The organism is Aliisedimentitalea scapharcae (assembly GCF_045277565.1).
In the GTDB taxonomy this organism is placed as follows: domain Bacteria; phylum Pseudomonadota; class Alphaproteobacteria; order Rhodobacterales; family Rhodobacteraceae; genus Aliisedimentitalea; species Aliisedimentitalea scapharcae.
Genome location: NZ_CP123584.1, coordinates 1,435,602 through 1,451,004, shown reverse-complemented (window position 1 = coordinate 1,451,004; position 15,403 = coordinate 1,435,602). Strand labels below are relative to the sequence as shown.

The 15,403-nt window shown below is 58.7% G+C and carries 14 protein-coding genes; 13 read left to right on the top strand and 1 reads right to left on the bottom strand.

Annotation, left to right across the window (positions count from 1 at the left end):
- Positions 1-16 precede the first annotated feature (16 nt).
- From QEZ52_RS06800 to QEZ52_RS06780, 5 genes are all read left to right on the top strand, one after another.
- Positions 17-1,207, top strand: coding sequence for a toxic anion resistance protein (locus QEZ52_RS06800; protein WP_406648812.1), 1,191 nt, complete (start codon positions 17-19; stop codon positions 1,205-1,207).
- A 10-nt stretch (positions 1,208-1,217) separates the two neighbouring features.
- Positions 1,218-2,162, top strand: a complete 945-nt coding sequence (locus tag QEZ52_RS06795) for a DUF2927 domain-containing protein (RefSeq protein WP_406648811.1) — start codon at positions 1,218-1,220, stop codon at positions 2,160-2,162.
- Between the two features lie 31 nt (positions 2,163-2,193).
- Positions 2,194-3,351 carry an SPFH domain-containing protein gene (locus QEZ52_RS06790; RefSeq protein WP_406648809.1) on the top strand — a complete coding sequence of 386 codons (1,158 nt, stop codon included), beginning with the start codon at positions 2,194-2,196 and terminating at the stop codon, positions 3,349-3,351.
- Between the two features lie 209 nt (positions 3,352-3,560).
- A complete protein-coding gene (locus QEZ52_RS06785) occupies positions 3,561-4,091 on the top strand; it encodes a cytochrome b (RefSeq protein WP_406648808.1) in 531 nt (176 codons plus the stop codon).
- A gap of 19 nt (positions 4,092-4,110) precedes the next feature.
- The gene (locus tag QEZ52_RS06780) at positions 4,111-5,253 is read left to right on the top strand and encodes a TFIIB-type zinc finger domain-containing protein (protein WP_406648806.1); all 1,143 of its coding nucleotides are present in this window, start codon (positions 4,111-4,113) and stop codon (positions 5,251-5,253) included.
- A 118-nt stretch (positions 5,254-5,371) separates the two neighbouring features.
- On the opposite strand, the gene QEZ52_RS06775 is transcribed toward QEZ52_RS06780, so the two are convergent.
- Complete coding sequence (locus QEZ52_RS06775; protein WP_406648805.1) at positions 5,372-5,791, bottom strand: Hsp20/alpha crystallin family protein; 420 nt, start codon at positions 5,789-5,791, stop codon at positions 5,372-5,374.
- A 141-nt stretch (positions 5,792-5,932) separates the two neighbouring features.
- On the opposite strand from QEZ52_RS06775, the gene QEZ52_RS06770 reads away from it, so the two are divergent.
- The 8 genes from QEZ52_RS06770 (at position 5,933) to QEZ52_RS06735 (ending at position 15,295) form a co-directional block, all read left to right on the top strand.
- Positions 5,933-6,607 (top strand): nitroreductase, encoded by a 675-nt coding sequence (locus QEZ52_RS06770; RefSeq protein WP_406648803.1) that lies wholly within the window; start codon positions 5,933-5,935, stop codon positions 6,605-6,607.
- Between the two features lie 34 nt (positions 6,608-6,641).
- Positions 6,642-7,088, top strand: coding sequence for a D-aminoacyl-tRNA deacylase (gene dtd, locus QEZ52_RS06765; protein ID WP_406648802.1), 447 nt, complete (start codon positions 6,642-6,644; stop codon positions 7,086-7,088).
- Positions 7,089-7,217: 129 nt separating this feature from the next.
- On the top strand, positions 7,218-9,170 hold the full coding sequence (locus QEZ52_RS06760; RefSeq protein ID WP_406648801.1) for a CocE/NonD family hydrolase: 1,953 nt from the start codon (positions 7,218-7,220) through the stop codon (positions 9,168-9,170).
- A gap of 117 nt (positions 9,171-9,287) precedes the next feature.
- Positions 9,288-10,871, top strand: coding sequence for an ABC transporter substrate-binding protein (locus QEZ52_RS06755; RefSeq protein ID WP_406648800.1), 1,584 nt, complete (start codon positions 9,288-9,290; stop codon positions 10,869-10,871).
- Positions 10,872-10,886: 15 nt separating this feature from the next.
- Positions 10,887-11,843, top strand: coding sequence for an ABC transporter permease (locus QEZ52_RS06750; protein WP_406648799.1), 957 nt, complete (start codon positions 10,887-10,889; stop codon positions 11,841-11,843).
- Positions 11,843-12,658, top strand: coding sequence for an ABC transporter permease (locus QEZ52_RS06745; RefSeq protein ID WP_406650366.1), 816 nt, complete (start codon positions 11,843-11,845; stop codon positions 12,656-12,658). Before QEZ52_RS06750 ends, QEZ52_RS06745 begins: the two co-directional genes overlap by 1 nt.
- Complete coding sequence (locus tag QEZ52_RS06740) at positions 12,658-14,298, top strand: ABC transporter ATP-binding protein (RefSeq protein ID WP_406648797.1); 1,641 nt, start codon at positions 12,658-12,660, stop codon at positions 14,296-14,298. The genes QEZ52_RS06745 and QEZ52_RS06740 overlap by 1 nt, the downstream gene beginning before the upstream one ends.
- 160 nt (positions 14,299-14,458) lie before the next feature.
- The gene (locus QEZ52_RS06735; RefSeq protein WP_406648796.1) at positions 14,459-15,295 is read left to right on the top strand and encodes an alkaline phosphatase family protein; all 837 of its coding nucleotides are present in this window, start codon (positions 14,459-14,461) and stop codon (positions 15,293-15,295) included.
- The last annotated feature ends 108 nt before the right edge of the window (positions 15,296-15,403 follow it).

The following is a 15,403-nucleotide window of genomic DNA, read 5'->3' as shown; positions in this document are numbered from 1 at the left end:
AGAAAGGAACGAGTACATGTCCGAGACTATCCAACAAAAAGCGGCCCAGACCATTGGTCTGGTCGACGAAGTCACCGCCGTGGTTCTGCCCGAACCCAAAGCCGAGATCGCCACCCTGGAACAGGCCGACGCCCCGACCAGCGACGCGATCCGGTCCCGCATGGACGAACTGGACATGGAAGACACCAATTCGATCATCTCGTTCGGCTCCGCCGCCCAAGCGGAACTTCAACAGATCAGCCAGGCGATGCTGACGGATGTGCGCAACAAGGACGTGGGCCCTGCCGGCGACAGCTTGCGCAGTATCGTTACCACCATTCGCGGTTTTTCAGTCAGCGAACTGGATGTGCGGCGCAAGCAGAGCTGGTGGGAAAAACTGCTGGGCAAGGCAGCCCCTTTTGCACAGTTCACCGCACGGTTCGAAACAATCCAGGGGCAGATCGACAAGATCACCGACAGTCTTTTGGGCCACGAGCACACCCTACTCAAGGATATCAAGTCGCTCGACCTTCTGTATGAAAAAACCCTGAATTTCTATGACGAACTGGCGCTGTACATCGCCGCGGGTGAAGCGAAGGTCAAGGAACTGGACGCCACCGCGATTCCTGCCAAGGAAGCCGCGGTGCAGGCCGCCCCGGAAAATGATCAGGTGATGAAGGCGCAGGAACTGCGCGATCTGCGCGCCGCGCGCGATGATCTGGAGCGCCGGGTTCATGACCTGAAACTGACCCGGCAGGTGACCATGCAGTCGCTGCCTTCGATCCGGTTGGTACAGGAAAACGACAAGTCGCTGGTGACCAAGATCAATTCGACGCTGGTCAACACCGTGCCTCTCTGGGAAACTCAGCTGGCACAGGCCGTCACCATTCAACGCAGCGCCGAAGCTGCTGCTGCCGTGCGTGACGCCAATGATCTGACCAATGAACTGCTGACCTCGAATGCGGCCAACCTGCGCGACAGCAACAAGATGATCCGCCAGGAGATGGAACGCGGCGTGTTCGACATCGAAGCGGTGAAACAAGCCAATGCCGACCTGATCGGCACCATTCAGGAAAGCCTTCAGATCGCGGACGAAGGTAAGGCCAAACGCGCTGCAGCCGAAGAGGACCTGAAGAAGATGGAAGCCGACCTGCGCGACACGCTCTCCGCTGCCAAGGCGCGTCGGGACGGAACCGGCGACAACGCTGGCACGGCGGTGCCGCACTGATATGTCAGGCATGCGGCGTCGCTCTCTGACTGCAATCCCAGCAGCGCTCATGGCTCTGGCGTTGCCTGGCTGTGACGACGCGTTGCGCACATCCCTGACACCACCGAGCCGTCCACCCGAACTGGCGCAACCCAAACCCGTCTCGGCGCAAAGCCAGGAATTGGCCCGCTACTATTCCGCTCTGCAAAGTGACCTGTTGACCCGTGGATTGTTGCGCAGGGACGGCGGGGGGCCGGACACCCCTTATGACGCCGATGACCTGGTTCAGCACTTTGAAACCGTTGCGTTTTATGACGAATACGCCCGCGGAACAGCGCTTGGGGCCCGCCCCAACACCAATGCCGGAACGCTCAGCCGGTGGAGCGCCCCGGTGCGCATCGGAGTGGAATTCGGTGCCTCGGTGCCGCCAGAGATGCGGGCACAGGATACCGCGACCATCGACGCCTATACCAATCGGCTGGCACAGGTGACCAAACACCCGATCACCACCAGCGGCTCCCGTCCCAATTTTCACGTCTTTATTGCAGGCACGGATGACAGCGCCCAGATCCAGGATCGGTTGCGCCAATTGGTGCCGGGCATTTCCATAGAAGAGCTGGCTCTGTTCCAGAATTTGCCGCGATCCTTTTATTGTTTTGTTGTCGCCGTGGCGGACCGAAACAATCCGCACACCTATGCGCGGGCGGTCGCTTTGATCCGGGCCGAACACCCGGATTTGTTCCGGCTCAGCTGCATCCACGAAGAGATTGCCCAAGGGCTAGGCCTGCCCAACGACAGTCCGACCCTGCGTCCGTCAATTTTCAACGACGACGATGAATTCGCATTGTTGACCAGCCACGATGAAAAACTGCTGCAGATCCTGTATGATCCAAGGCTGAAACCGGGCATGACTGCCGACGAGGCCCGCCCGGTCGTGCGCGTCATTTCCCGCGAAATTCTGGGCGCGCCGCTGTAAGGGCTGCCCGCCGCAAGTGAGAGGAACCAATATGGGTATTTTCGACTTTCTGACCGGAGAATTCATCGACGTCATCCATTGGACAGACGACACCCGTGACACCATGGTGTGGCGGTTCGAACGCGAAGGCCACGAAATCAAATACGGTGCCAAGCTGACCGTGCGCGAAGGGCAATCCGCAGTGTTTGTGCACGAAGGACAGCTCGCAGATGTGTTCACGCCTGGGCTCTACATGCTAGAGACCAACAACATGCCAGTAATGACAACGCTGCAGCATTGGGATCACGGGTTCAAAAGCCCCTTCAAATCCGAAATCTATTTCGTCAACACCACCCGGTTCAACGACCTGAAATGGGGCACCAAAAACCCGATCATGGCGCGTGATCCGGAATTCGGCCCGGTGCGGTTGCGCGCCTTTGGCACCTATTCGATCCGGGTGAGCGATCCGGCGCGGTTCCTGACCGAGATCGTCGGCACCGACGGCGAATTCACCATGGATGAGATCAGCTTTCAGATCCGCAATATCATTGTGCAGGAGTTCAGCCGGGTGATCGCCGGATCCGGGATTCCCGTCTTGGACATGGCCGCCAATACCGCCGATCTGGGCAAACTGATCGCCGCAGAGATTTCCAGGACTGTCGCCGAATACGGGCTGGCCATCCCCGAACTTTATATCGAAAACATCTCATTGCCACCTGCGGTTGAAGCCGCAATGGACAAACGAACACAGATGGGCATTGTCGGCGATCTGGGGCGCTATACCCAATTCTCAGCCGCTGAAGCCATGACCGCCGCTGCCCAGACCCCCAATAGCGGTATGGGCGCAGGTATGGGCATGGGAATGGGTATGGCGATGGCCCAGCAGATGCAGGGACACATGGCAGTGGGTCAACCGTCGGGCCCGTGGGGCGCGCGCGCCCCCGCTGCTGCACAGGCCACAGCGCCTGTGGCCCCTCCCCCCCCACCGGTCGAACATGTGTGGCACATTGCCGAAAACGGCCAGACACATGGCCCCTTTTCCAAGGCCAGGCTGGGGCGCATGGCGGCAGATGGAGCAATGACCCGGGACAGTCTGGTGTGGACAGCCGGTCAGGACGGCTGGAAGCGGGCAGAAGATGTCGCTGAGCTGGCACAGCTCTTTACCATCCTGCCGCCCCCTCCTCCGCCGCCTCCTCCCGCGGCTGGGTAATTGCGGGCCACCGACCGAGCGGCTGCTGATTGTGTCCTTTTGCGATCAGCACTGCGAGGTCGGATGACCCGTTCGACGTTTGAACTTTGCTCTGCAGCTCCTCCTGTCGCATGACGTCGAATGTCGGAAATAACCTTCAAAGATGACCTGGCGTTGAACTGCCGATCCTTTTGTCGCCAACAACATGATCCCCCTTGGACCCCGTAACGATGATCACCCACCGAACAATGCTAAAATGGTTGCACTGGCTTAGCGCCCTGTTGCTCATGTATTTTCTTTTGATCGAGCCCGAAGACAACCGCAGTGACCCCGGGTTGGCCCTGTCAACGCACGCTGGAATGGGGGTGTTGCTGGCAATCGTGACGGCCACCTGGCTGCTCGTGTATTGGCGCAAGGGGCTGGCCGGGCGGCCAGGTCCAAAACTGCCAGGGTGGGCGCGCCCGGTGCACCAGCTAAGCCACAGGGCGCTTCAGATCGGTCTGCCTGTCGTGGTTCTGACAGGCGCGTTGGCCGGGCTTACTGCGCCATTCGCCATCAGGGCGTTTGGTGTCGTCCAGATCAACCCCGGGATCGCGCCCCGCGGGTTGCACAAGCTGGCCGAAGACATCCATGAGATTGCCTTTGACGCCCTGTTGGTTCTGATCGTGGCACATATCGTTTTCCATCTCTGGCGGCATTTTCTGGTCAGGGACAACGCGCTGCGCATAATGGTGCCCAAAGCCCTGCATAAATATCTCTGATGACAAAGGTCCTTTTGCCATGAGCGCAACGCCCCCCCCTCCTCCCAGCCACCCGCAGGGTGCTGCGCCAGGCACCCCATCGGACACACACCGGTTTCCATGTGATCAATGTGGGGCGGATTACCGGTTCGAACCCGGCAAGGGCCAGTTGACCTGTGATCATTGTGGGCACAGTGAACAGATCGCCGGTGGACCCTGGCGTGGAGCCCCCCTTCGCGAGCTGGATTTCGAAGAAGCGTTGGCCCGACGTTTGCCTGATGTGGAGATCGAGGAAACCCGCGTTTCGAGCTGTCCGAATTGTGCGGCTCAGGTTGAGTTCGATCCCCGGACCCACGCGGCCGAATGCCCGTTCTGTGCCACGCCGGTGGTGACCGACACCGGCCCCAACCGCCATATCAAACCCAAGGGGGTCTTGCCGTTTGCCTACAGCGAGCGTGAGGCCCGCAAGGCAATGACCGATTGGCTGGGTCGGCTGTGGTTTGCCCCTGGCGGCCTCAAGGAATACGCCCGCAAGGGACGCAAGATGCAGGGTATCTATGTGCCCTATTGGACCTTTGATGCGCAGACACAATCCCGGTATTCGGGACAACGGGGCACGGTCTATTATGTGACCGAGACCGTGGTCGTGGATGGCAAGCAACAACAAAGACAGGTGGCCAAGGTTCGGTGGACCCCGGTATCAGGCCGGGTTGGACGGTTCTTTGACGATGTGTTGGTGCTGGCGTCCCGCAGTCTGCCCAAACGCTATACCGATGCGTTGGAACCGTGGGATTTGTCGGCTCTGGAGCCTTACCAACCACAGTTCCTGGCGGGGTTTCGGGCCGAAGCCTATGGAGTTGAACTCAAAGACGGCATGGGCGAGGCGCGGATCAAGATGGACCGGGTTATTGAACGCGATGTAAGGTTCGACATAGGTGGGGATCGCCAACAGATCTCGATGATCGATACCGATCTGTCCGAAGTGACATTCAAACATATCCTGTTGCCGGTCTGGCTGGCGGCGTACAAATACCGTGGCAAGACATATCGGTTCGTGGTCAATGGCCAATCCGGGCAGGTCCAGGGCGAACGCCCCTGGTCCGGTTGGAAAATCGCAATGGCCGTTGTGGTGGGGGCTGTGATAGCGGGAGCTATCGGCTACATCATGGCCCAGAACCAATAGGCCCGGTAGGGCACCTGCCGGAAAACAGGGTTTTCCGGTCAAAATTCTTATTTAAGAATTTTGCCGCCGCCGTTGCGGGCGTGCGCTTGCGTACGCCCGCAACGGCCACCCGTCCTGATCAGCCGCGGGTAATCTCGATCCGCTGGGCCTTGTCTTCCTGTTCTGGCGCTTTTCTAGGGATCTTCACGTGTAGGACCCCCTCTAGCATCCGTGCATGGGCGCTGGGGCCATCTGCGTCTTCGGGCAAGCGGAAGGTGCGACGAAAGGCACCATACTGGCGCTCGCTGAAATACCAGGTATCCCCGGTTTTCTCTGTCTGAGTTTTCTTTTCGCCCCGAATGGTCAACGCCCCATTGTCAAACGTCAGTTCAATGTCCTGCTCGGACACTCCGGGCAATTCGATCGAAATGTCATAGGCCTGTGCATTGCCAGACGCTTCTGTCGCCGGGTTCAACCATTCGGACACCCGTGTCCCAAAGGCGCGAAGCGGATCATAGAGCGATGGCCAAAAGCCACCGGTTTCGGTTTTTTCTACCATTTCATATCCTCCTTTCGTTACTTTGGAAGGATAGCATTTTCGCGTCCTTCACGCCTTGATCAGGCGCAAAATCCGCCCCTTGCAACCTTGGCGGTGCCCCGGCACTGTCTGTCCGAACGCATTAACCAAAGACGAGCCTGCATGACTTGTAACCTGACCGATCTGGACAGCCTTTTGTCCGCCCGCCATTCCTGTCGTGCTTTTCGCCCTGCACCGGTGCCCCGCGCCACCATTAAACAGCTGTTGCAGGCAGCACAAAAAGTACCCTCGTGGTGCAATGCCCAACCTTGGAAGGTCACGATTGTCAGCGGGGCCCAGACCGACCAATTGCGCAGCGTGCTCGTAGACCGGGCACAGGCCGGCCATCATGAACCGGATCTGGCGTTTCCCACCCGCTACCAGAACGAATACCAGGACCGGCGGCGGGCCTGTGGTTGGGCGCTGTATGAGGCCATCGGCGTTCCCAAAGGCGACCGTGCGGCATCGGCCCGACAAATGATGGAGAATTTCAACTTTTTTGGCGCGCCCCATGTCGCGATCCTGTCCAGCCCGGTCGAACTGGGCTCGTATGGAGCGATGGATTGTGGGGGGTATGTGGCGGCGTTTACGCTCGCAGCCACAGCGGCGGGGCTGGCTTCGATCCCTCAGGCGGCTGTTGCGTCACATGCACCGGTGTTGCACGACATTCTGGATATCCCCACAGACCGCACGATTCTGTGCGCGATCTCATTTGGTTACGCGGATACAGACCATCCCGCGAACGGGTTTCGCACCGACCGGGCGGCGCTGGACGAATTTGTCGACTGGCGCTCCTGAACTCTCTCTTATCCATTTCAACAGGACCCAACCCATGCGCGCTTTGATCCAAAGAGTCAGCGAAGCCTCTGTGACCGTCGAGGGCAATCGCATTGGTGAAATCGGCCCCGGCCTGTTGGTGTTGATCTGCGCCATGCAGGGCGACACCACCGAACAGGCCGATCACCTGGCCGCCAAAATCGCCAAGCTGCGGATATTCAAGGATGACGCGGAAAAGATGAATCTGTCTGTCCGCGATATCGGCGCAAGCGCTCTGGTGGTCAGCCAGTTCACGCTCGCGGCGGATACCAGACGCGGAAACCGTCCGGGATTTTCGACGGCTGCTCCGCCAGCCGAGGGCGAGAAGTTGTATACGTATTTTGCTGATCAACTGGCGGCTCAGGGCGTAGCTGTCGCACGAGGCAAATTCGGTGGCGACATGCAGGTGCGCCTCCTCAATGACGGGCCGGTGACGATTTGGATGGACACCGATGACCGGTGACAGCGCATTCCGCGTCAGATGGTCTGAAAACGACCTCACGGCGGCTTGACATATGTGGGGTGCCAGACCGACAGTCGCGCCATGATACCAAACACTCCCCCCCTCCGCGACATCCAAGAACTGCCCGATATGGCGATCACCCTCAGCGACGGTTGCCGGCTGTCGGCCCGGGTCTGGCGACCGGTGGATGCCGCAACCGATCCGGTCCCGGCAATTCTGGAATACCTGCCCTATCGCAAACGCGACGGAACCACGGCGCGTGATGCGTTGACCCATCCTTATCTGGCGGAACATGGGTATGCCTGCATCCGCGTCGATATGCGTGGCAATGGCGACAGCCACGGCGTGATGGAAGATGAGTATACCCAGCAGGAACTGGACGATGCCGTCGAAGTCATCAACTGGCTGGCCGAACAACCCTGGTGCAGTGGCACGGTGGGCATGATGGGGATCAGTTGGGGCGGGTTCAACGCGTTGCAGGTCGCCGCCCTGCAACCCGATCCGCTCAAGGCCATTATCACTCTCTGCTCCACCACGGATCGCTATGCCGATGACATTCACTACAAAGGCGGCTGTCTGCTGAACGAAAACCTGGGTTGGGGGGCGACCATGTGGTCCTATTCGTCCCGCGCGCCCGACCCGTCCCTGCGCACCGACGATTGGCGTGAACTCTGGCTGGACCGGCTCGACAATGAACCGTTTCTGCCCGCAACCTGGCTGAAACATCAACGCCGCGACGCCTATTGGCAACATGGGTCAGTTTGCGAAGACTATAGCGCGATCAAGGCTGCCACCCTGGCCATCGGGGGGTGGGGCGACGCCTACAAGAACACAGTTCCTGCGTTGGTCGAAAACCTGACTGCCCCGGTCAAGGGGATCATTGGTCCCTGGGTTCACAAATACCCGCATTTTGCAGTGCCGGAACCCCGCATCGGTTTCTTGCAGGAGGCGTTGCGTTGGTGGGACCACTGGCTGAAGGGCGTGGACACCGGTGTCGACCAAGACCCGGATTACCGCGCCTATGTGATGGACGGCGTGCGCCCGGCAACCTGGTATCTGGATCGACCAGGCCGCTGGATCACCGAGACCGATGGCGCGACTTCGCATCTACCGGCAAAGGTCCTGCATCTGAGCAAGGACGGATTGGCCCAGCAGGCAGGCCCGATCACCACCAAGGTCAAGTCTCCGCATCACTGCGGCCTGCAATCCGGTGAATACTGCGCCATCTGGCTGGGCCCGGAACTGCCGGGCGACCAGCGCCCGGATGACGCATTTTCGGCCTGTTTCGACGGTGCACCATTGAAGGCGCCGCTGGATATCGTGGGGGCTCCGCGCATCAAACTGACGCTGAGCGCAGACCGACCTCAGGCGCAAATCGCAGTTCGGTTGAACCATGTGCACCCGGATGGGGCTTCGACCCGGATCACCTATGGCGTGCTCAACCTCAGCCATCGAGACAGCCATGCCAATCCTGAACCGATGGAGCCGGAAACCCGCTATGAGGTGACGCTGGATCTGGATCATATCGCCTATCAGGTTCCCGCCGGGCACCAGCTGCGCCTGGCGGTGTCTTCGGCCTATTGGCCTCTGATCTGGCCGTCGCCGGAAACAGCAGAACTCACCCTGTTTCAGGGCCAACTCACGCTGCCGACCCGTGCCACTGGTGCCGCCGACGAATGGAAATTCGCAGATCCCGTGGCCGCACCGGAATGGCAAGTCAAAACCCTGCGCGAAGCCGCCAATACACGCCGGATCGAGACCGATTTGGCCACTGGAGAAATCTCTCTGATCATCGAAGATGACTTTGGCAAGGTCGAAGACAGCGATCATGGGCTGATCAATGGGTCCATCGCCCGAGAAGCCTGGACGATTCACCCCGACGATCCACTATCAGCCCGTGGCAAATGCCATTGGACAGATGAATTAGAGCGCGGCGAAACAAAATTTCGCACCGAAATGAGCTGTGAAATGTTGTCGGATTTGACACATTTTCACCTCCGAGCCCGCCTTGAAGCTTATGAAAACGACGCACTTGTGCGGGAACGCGACTTTACCGAGAGCGTCCCACGCGACCAAATGTGATTGGCGCGACTCGGGAAGGTCGCTTTTAACACTTGCCCGGTCGCAAGAAATGCGCAAATCTTGACTCGCCAATCAAGAAAAATGCGCCGAGCGCAGATAATCAACTGGGAGACATCAATGAACAATCAAATGGAATTCATGGCCGGTCGTGTAACGGCAGGCAAAATGACCCGCCGCGAATTCATGGGCAAAGCCGCCGCACTGGGCGTCAGCGCCGCGATGGCCAGCACCCTGTTTGCCGATGCGGCACGCGCGTCGAGCCCCAAACAAGGCGGTGATCTGAAAATCGGGTCGGTCGGTGGTGAATCCACAAACTCGCTGGACCCGGCAACCTATGCCAGCCAAGTTCCCTATCACAACGGGCGCCAGTTTGGTGACACTCTGGTCGAAGTGGCCCCCGACGGCACAATCGAACCGCGCCTGGCCACCAGCGTCGAAGCCTCAGCGGACGCCAAAACCTGGCACTTCAAGCTGCGTCAGGGCGTGGAATTCCACAACGGCAAGACCATGACATCCGAAGATGTCCTGAAGACCATGGAACGTCATTCGAACGAAGATTCCAAATCAGGTGCTCTGGGCATCATGAAAGGGATCGAATCGATGAAAGCCGATGGCGACACCTTCTCGGTCACGCTGAAAACACCCAATGCCGACCTTCCCTATCTGATGGCGGATTATCACCTGATCGTTCAGCCCGATGGTGGCATGGACAACCCCGGTGCGGGCATCGGCACCGGCCCCTACGCCACGGAAGTCAACGAACCCGGCGTACGTCACATGTACAAGAAGTTCGCCAACTACTGGGGTGATGACGCACATTTCGACTCTGTCGAGATCCTGGCAATCAATGACGCAACTGCACGAACCGCAGCTCTGCAATCCGGTCAGGTTCACCTGATCAACCGGATCGAACCCAAAGTGGCCGGCCTGATGGCACGTGCGCCGGGTCTGTCGGTTGAATCGACTCCGGGCCGCGGTCACTATGTGTTCATCATGCACGTCGACACCGCGCCGTTTGACCACAATGAACTGCGACTGGCACTGAAGCACGCAATCAACCGCGACGAAATGGTGGAAAAGATCCTGCGTGGCTATGGCTCTGTCGGGAATGACATGCCAATCAACGCGGCCTATCCGCTGTTTGATGAAAACATCCCGCAGCGTCAGTTCGATCTGGCCAAAGCAGCTGAGCATTACAAAGCGTCCGGTCATGATGGGTCTCCGATCATCCTGCGCACAGCCGATGGTGCCTTCCCCGGTGCCGTGGATGCGGCCCAGTTGTTCCAGCAGACCGCCAACCAGGCTGGGATCCCGCTGGAGATCAAGCGTGAGCCCAACGATGGCTACTGGTCCGAAGTCTGGAATGCTCAGCCGTTCTGCGCCTCGTATTGGGGTGGCCGTCCGGTTCAGGATCAGATGTACGCGACCGCGTATCTGTCGACTGCCGACTGGAACGACACCCGGTTCAAGGTCAAGGACTTCGACGACCTGCTGTTCTCGGCACGTGCCGAATTGGACAATGCCAAGCGCAAGGAAACCTATTCCAAGATGGGTATGATGCTGCGCGACAACGGCGGCCTGATCTGTCCCATGTTCAATGACTTTGTTGACGGTGTCAGCGCCAAGCTGTCCGGCTGGGAAGTCGATCCGAACGGTGAACTGATGAACGGTCAGGTCACACGCAAAATGTGGTTCGCCTGATAGGGACCCCGCATAATGCATCCTGTCATTAAACTGGTTTCCCAGCGCATAGCGCTGGGACTCCTGCTTCTTGTTGGCGCTTCGGCCTTGATTTTCGGCCTGACCGAAGCCCTGCCCGGAGACGCCGCGCAAGCCGTCCTGGGCCAATCCGCAACTGCTGAATCTCTTGCAAACCTACGTGAAGAAATGGGCCTCAACCGCCCGGCCCTGACCCGCTATGTCGATTGGCTGGCCGGCATCGTCCAGGGCGACTTGGGTATCTCCATGACGAACAAACTCGACATTGCCGAAAGCGTCGGGAAACGTCTGGGTAACACGCTATTCCTTGCCTTCTGGTCTGCTGTCTTTTCTGTTCCGTTGGCAATCTTTCTGGGCCTGCTGGCGGTGCGTTACCGCAACCGTTGGCCCGACAAGCTGATTTCGGCCGTGACCCTGCTGACGGTGTCCGTTCCCGAATTCCTGATCGGGTATGTTCTTGTCTACTTTGTGTCTGTGAAACTCGGCTGGTTTTCATCACTGGCCATGGTGAATGACACCATGTCGTTGGGTGAAAAACTGTATGCCATTGCCTTGCCTGCTCTGGTTCTGACTCTGGTCGTCCTGGCGCAGATGATGCGGATGACTCGGGCCGCGATCCTGAACCTCATGCAATCTGCATACATCGAAACGGCCGAACTCAAGGGGCTGTCCAACTTTATGGTCATTTACCGCCATGCATTCCCCAACGCGATCTCTCCGATCGTCAATGTGGTCATGCTGAACCTGGCCTATCTGGTTGTGGGTGTTGTGGTGGTCGAAGTTGTGTTCGTCTATCCCGGCATGGGACAGTTCCTGGTGGATGCCGTGACCAAACGCGATGTACCGGTGGTTCTGGCCTGTGGCGTCATATTTGCTGCGGTCTTTATCGGACTGAACATGATGGCTGACATCATTTCGATCCTTGCCAACCCAAGACTGAGGCATCCCAAATGATGAAAAATCTCCCTCTCTCGGCGATGATCGGGCTGTTCTTTACCGGCTTGTATTTCTTTGTGGCCATCTTTGCGCCCCTCATCGCCCCCTATGGCATGGCCGAAGTTGTCGGTGATGTCTGGGAACCCGCCAGTGCCGAGCACCTGCTGGGCACGGACAACATCGGTCGTGATCTGTTGACCCGCATGATCTATGGTGGCCGAACCACCATCTTTATTGCCGCCTGCGCGACGATCCTCAGCTTTGCCACAGGGGCTTCGTTGGGCCTGCTGGCAGCGGTTCTGGGCGGATGGGCCGACCAGCTTCTCAGCCGGACGGTTGACCTGTTCATGTCGATCCCCTCGCTGATCCTGGCGCTGGTTGTTCTGGCCATTGTGCCGGTGACAGTCCCCGTCCTGATCATCGTCATGGGTCTGCTGGACTCCACCCGCCCCTTCCGCCTGTCGCGATCGGTCGCCGTGGATATCAATGTGATGGACTATGTCGAAGCCGCCAAGCTGCGCGGAGAAGGTTATCGCTGGATCGTGTTCCGCGAAATCCTGCCCAATGCGTTGTCACCACTGGTGGCCGAATTCGGACTGCGGTTCATCTTTATGGTTCTGTTCATCTCGACACTGTCGTTCCTGGGCCTGGGCGTGCAACCGCCGCTGGCTGACTGGGGCGGCATCGTGAAGGAAAACAAGGACGGCATCGTCTATGGTATTGGCGCCGCCCTGTGGCCCGCCGTTGCCATTGCCACGCTGGCCATTTCGGTCAACCTGGTGGCCGACTGGGTGTTGAACCGCACCACAAGCCTCAAAGGGGGACGCGGCTGATGAGCGATGATAAACTTCTCAAGGTCCGCAACCTCAAGATCGGTGCCACCGTCTATCCTCCGGGTGAAAACCCGAAAAAGATCGAGATCGTTCATGGCGTGTCTTTTGATCTGGAAAAGGGCAAGGTGCTGGGGTTGATCGGGGAATCCGGGGCCGGCAAATCCACCATCGGCCTGGCCGCAATGGGCTATGGTCGCGGTGGGGTTGAGCTGACTGGGGGTGAAGTCTGGGTCAATGGCCGCGACATCCTGCGCGGTGGCATCAAGGGTCTGCGCCAATTGCGTGGATCCGAGGTGACCTATGTGTCCCAGTCTGCGGCCGCATCGTTCAATCCTGCAAAAAAGATCATGGAGCAGGTGACCGAGGCCGCAATTCACCACAAAAAATTCACCAAGTCCGAAGCTGAAGACCGCGCCCGGTCGCTGTTTGCCAAACTGGGTCTGCCAGATCCGGACAATATTGGCGAACGCTATCCGCACCAGGTGTCAGGTGGTCAGCTGCAGCGGTGCATGACTGCATTGGCGCTGTGTCCGGAACCGGATCTGGTGGTGTTTGATGAACCCACCACGGCGCTGGATGTCACCACACAGATCGACGTTCTCAAGGCGATCAAGGAAGCCATCGCGGACACCGGGGTTGCTGCGCTCTACATCACCCATGATCTGGCGGTTGTGGCACAGGTGAGCGACGATATCATGGTGCTGCGGTTGGGCGACACCGTGGAATATGGCGATGTGAATCAGATCATCAATGCCCCGCAGGAAGAGTACACGCAGGCTTTGGTGTCGGTACGTTCGATCGACCATGAAGAAAAGGCACCAACACCGGATCCGGTGCTGAGCGTGCGCAACATCACAGCGCGCTACAAAGGCACCAATTTCGACGTTCTGCACAATGTGAATGTTGATCTCTATCCGGGTCAAACCCTCGCCGTCGTGGGCGAATCCGGTTCGGGAAAATCAACGCTCGCGCGGGTTATCACCGGACTTTTGCCCCCACGTGACGGGGACATCGAATTCGCCGGGCGCACTCTGTCTCCTGCTCTGTCGGGGCGCAGCCGCGAAGATCTGCGTGAACTGCAAATGATCTATCAGATGGCCGATGTGGCGATGAACCCGCGACAGACCGTGGGCACCATCATCGGACGGCCGTTGGAATTCTATTTCGGCATGCGCGGTGCCGAGAAAAAGAAACGGATCGTTGAACTGCTGGACGAGATCGAATTGGGCGAAGGCTTTATGGACCGCTTCCCGGCGGAACTGTCCGGAGGCCAGAAACAGCGCGTCTGTATCGCCCGTTCGCTGGCGGCAAAGCCCAAGATGATCATCTGTGACGAGGTGACATCGGCGCTTGACCCACTGGTGGCGGACGGCATTCTGAAATTGCTGTTGGACCTGCAAAAGATCGAAGACGTCGCCTATTTGTTCATCACCCACGATCTGGCCACAGTGCGGGCCATTTCGGATAACATCGCGGTGATGTACCAGGGCAAGGTCCAGCGCTATGGCGGTAAAACCGAGGTGCTGACACCACCATTTGACGATTACACCGACCTTCTGCTCAGCTCGGTTCCCGAGATGAAACTGGGTTGGCTCGAAGAGGTCATCGCCCACCGCAAAATGGAAAGCGCAGGCAACTGACGCCAACTGTAACAGCGGTATGAAGAATTGAAATCCCGACGTTTTCTCTCTTGGAAGACGTCGGGATTTTACCATCATGGACGCGAACAGACGGGCCTGTTCCTCTCGGCATTCTAGGCTCGACCAAATTTCCAACGGCGCAGCACAAAAGGAGCGCACAATGGACAAGAAACTTCTCCTGATTATCCTGGACGGCGTGCCCTATCGCAATTTCCGCCGCCTGTTTGGCAATCTCGAAGGCTGGGTGGACAGCGGCGATGCACGGGTATGGAAACTGCGCGCGGTGCTGCCGTCCATTTCAGCCAGCTGCTATGCCTCGATCCACACCGGCGTCGCCCCTGCCGAACATGGCTGCACCGGAAATGGAAATGTGTTCAAGCTGAGCCACAAGGACGTATTTTCCCAGGTCCGCGAAGCGGGCGGCACCACCGGTGCCGTGACACACAGCTTCTGGTCCCAATTCTTCAACCGGCATCCCTTTGACTATGTCCGGGATATCGAATTTGACGAACCCGATAACCTCACCATCAACCATGGCCGGTTCCACACCATGACCGGCTATGGCAAGGACAACCAGATGACCCCGTCGGACGTGGATCTGTTTGGCACTCTGACCAACCTGTGTCTGCGTTTCGGGCTCGATTATGGCATCCTGCACACCTGCACATTGGACAGCATGGGACACCGCTATTTCCATGACTGCCAGGAGATGGATCACGCCTGTTTTGTCATGGATGAAATGTTGGCCCCTTTCATCACGCGCTGGCGCCAACTGGGGTATGAGGTCATCGTGACCGCCGACCACGGCCAGGACGAACGCGGCCACCACGGCGGACGCGGTGCGTTGCAACAGGACACGGCACTCTATTACTTCGGCGATGCCCAGGGCCCGGCAGAAGATTACGTAATCGACCAGCGCCAGCTTGCTCCAACCATCCTTGATCGCATGGGGGCCCCTATTGCCGAGACAATGAAAGGCACGCCTTTTCTGACATAACCTACCGCGCGCCGTTGGCAAACTGCGGCGCGCCCCTGCTTCTTTCTGGTAGAAATACCTCCGCCGGAGGCCTCGGTCTTTTCCAAGGGAAAAGGCCGATCAAAACGG

Coding starts and splice junctions, on each gene's coding strand:
- QEZ52_RS06800 (WP_406648812.1), top strand. CDS start 17: ATGTCCGAGACTATCCAACAAAAAGCGGCCCAGACCATTGGTCTGGTC.
- QEZ52_RS06795 (WP_406648811.1), top strand. CDS start 1,218: ATGCGGCGTCGCTCTCTGACTGCAATCCCAGCAGCGCTCATGGCTCTG.
- QEZ52_RS06790 (WP_406648809.1), top strand. CDS start 2,194: ATGGGTATTTTCGACTTTCTGACCGGAGAATTCATCGACGTCATCCAT.
- QEZ52_RS06785 (WP_406648808.1), top strand. CDS start 3,561: ATGATCACCCACCGAACAATGCTAAAATGGTTGCACTGGCTTAGCGCC.
- QEZ52_RS06780 (WP_406648806.1), top strand. CDS start 4,111: ATGAGCGCAACGCCCCCCCCTCCTCCCAGCCACCCGCAGGGTGCTGCG.
- QEZ52_RS06775 (WP_406648805.1), bottom strand. CDS start 5,791: ATGGTAGAAAAAACCGAAACCGGTGGCTTTTGGCCATCGCTCTATGAT.
- QEZ52_RS06770 (WP_406648803.1), top strand. CDS start 5,933: ATGACTTGTAACCTGACCGATCTGGACAGCCTTTTGTCCGCCCGCCAT.
- dtd (WP_406648802.1), top strand. CDS start 6,642: ATGCGCGCTTTGATCCAAAGAGTCAGCGAAGCCTCTGTGACCGTCGAG.
- QEZ52_RS06760 (WP_406648801.1), top strand. CDS start 7,218: ATGGCGATCACCCTCAGCGACGGTTGCCGGCTGTCGGCCCGGGTCTGG.
- QEZ52_RS06755 (WP_406648800.1), top strand. CDS start 9,288: ATGAACAATCAAATGGAATTCATGGCCGGTCGTGTAACGGCAGGCAAA.
- QEZ52_RS06750 (WP_406648799.1), top strand. CDS start 10,887: ATGCATCCTGTCATTAAACTGGTTTCCCAGCGCATAGCGCTGGGACTC.
- QEZ52_RS06745 (WP_406650366.1), top strand. CDS start 11,843: ATGAAAAATCTCCCTCTCTCGGCGATGATCGGGCTGTTCTTTACCGGC.
- QEZ52_RS06740 (WP_406648797.1), top strand. CDS start 12,658: ATGAGCGATGATAAACTTCTCAAGGTCCGCAACCTCAAGATCGGTGCC.
- QEZ52_RS06735 (WP_406648796.1), top strand. CDS start 14,459: ATGGACAAGAAACTTCTCCTGATTATCCTGGACGGCGTGCCCTATCGC.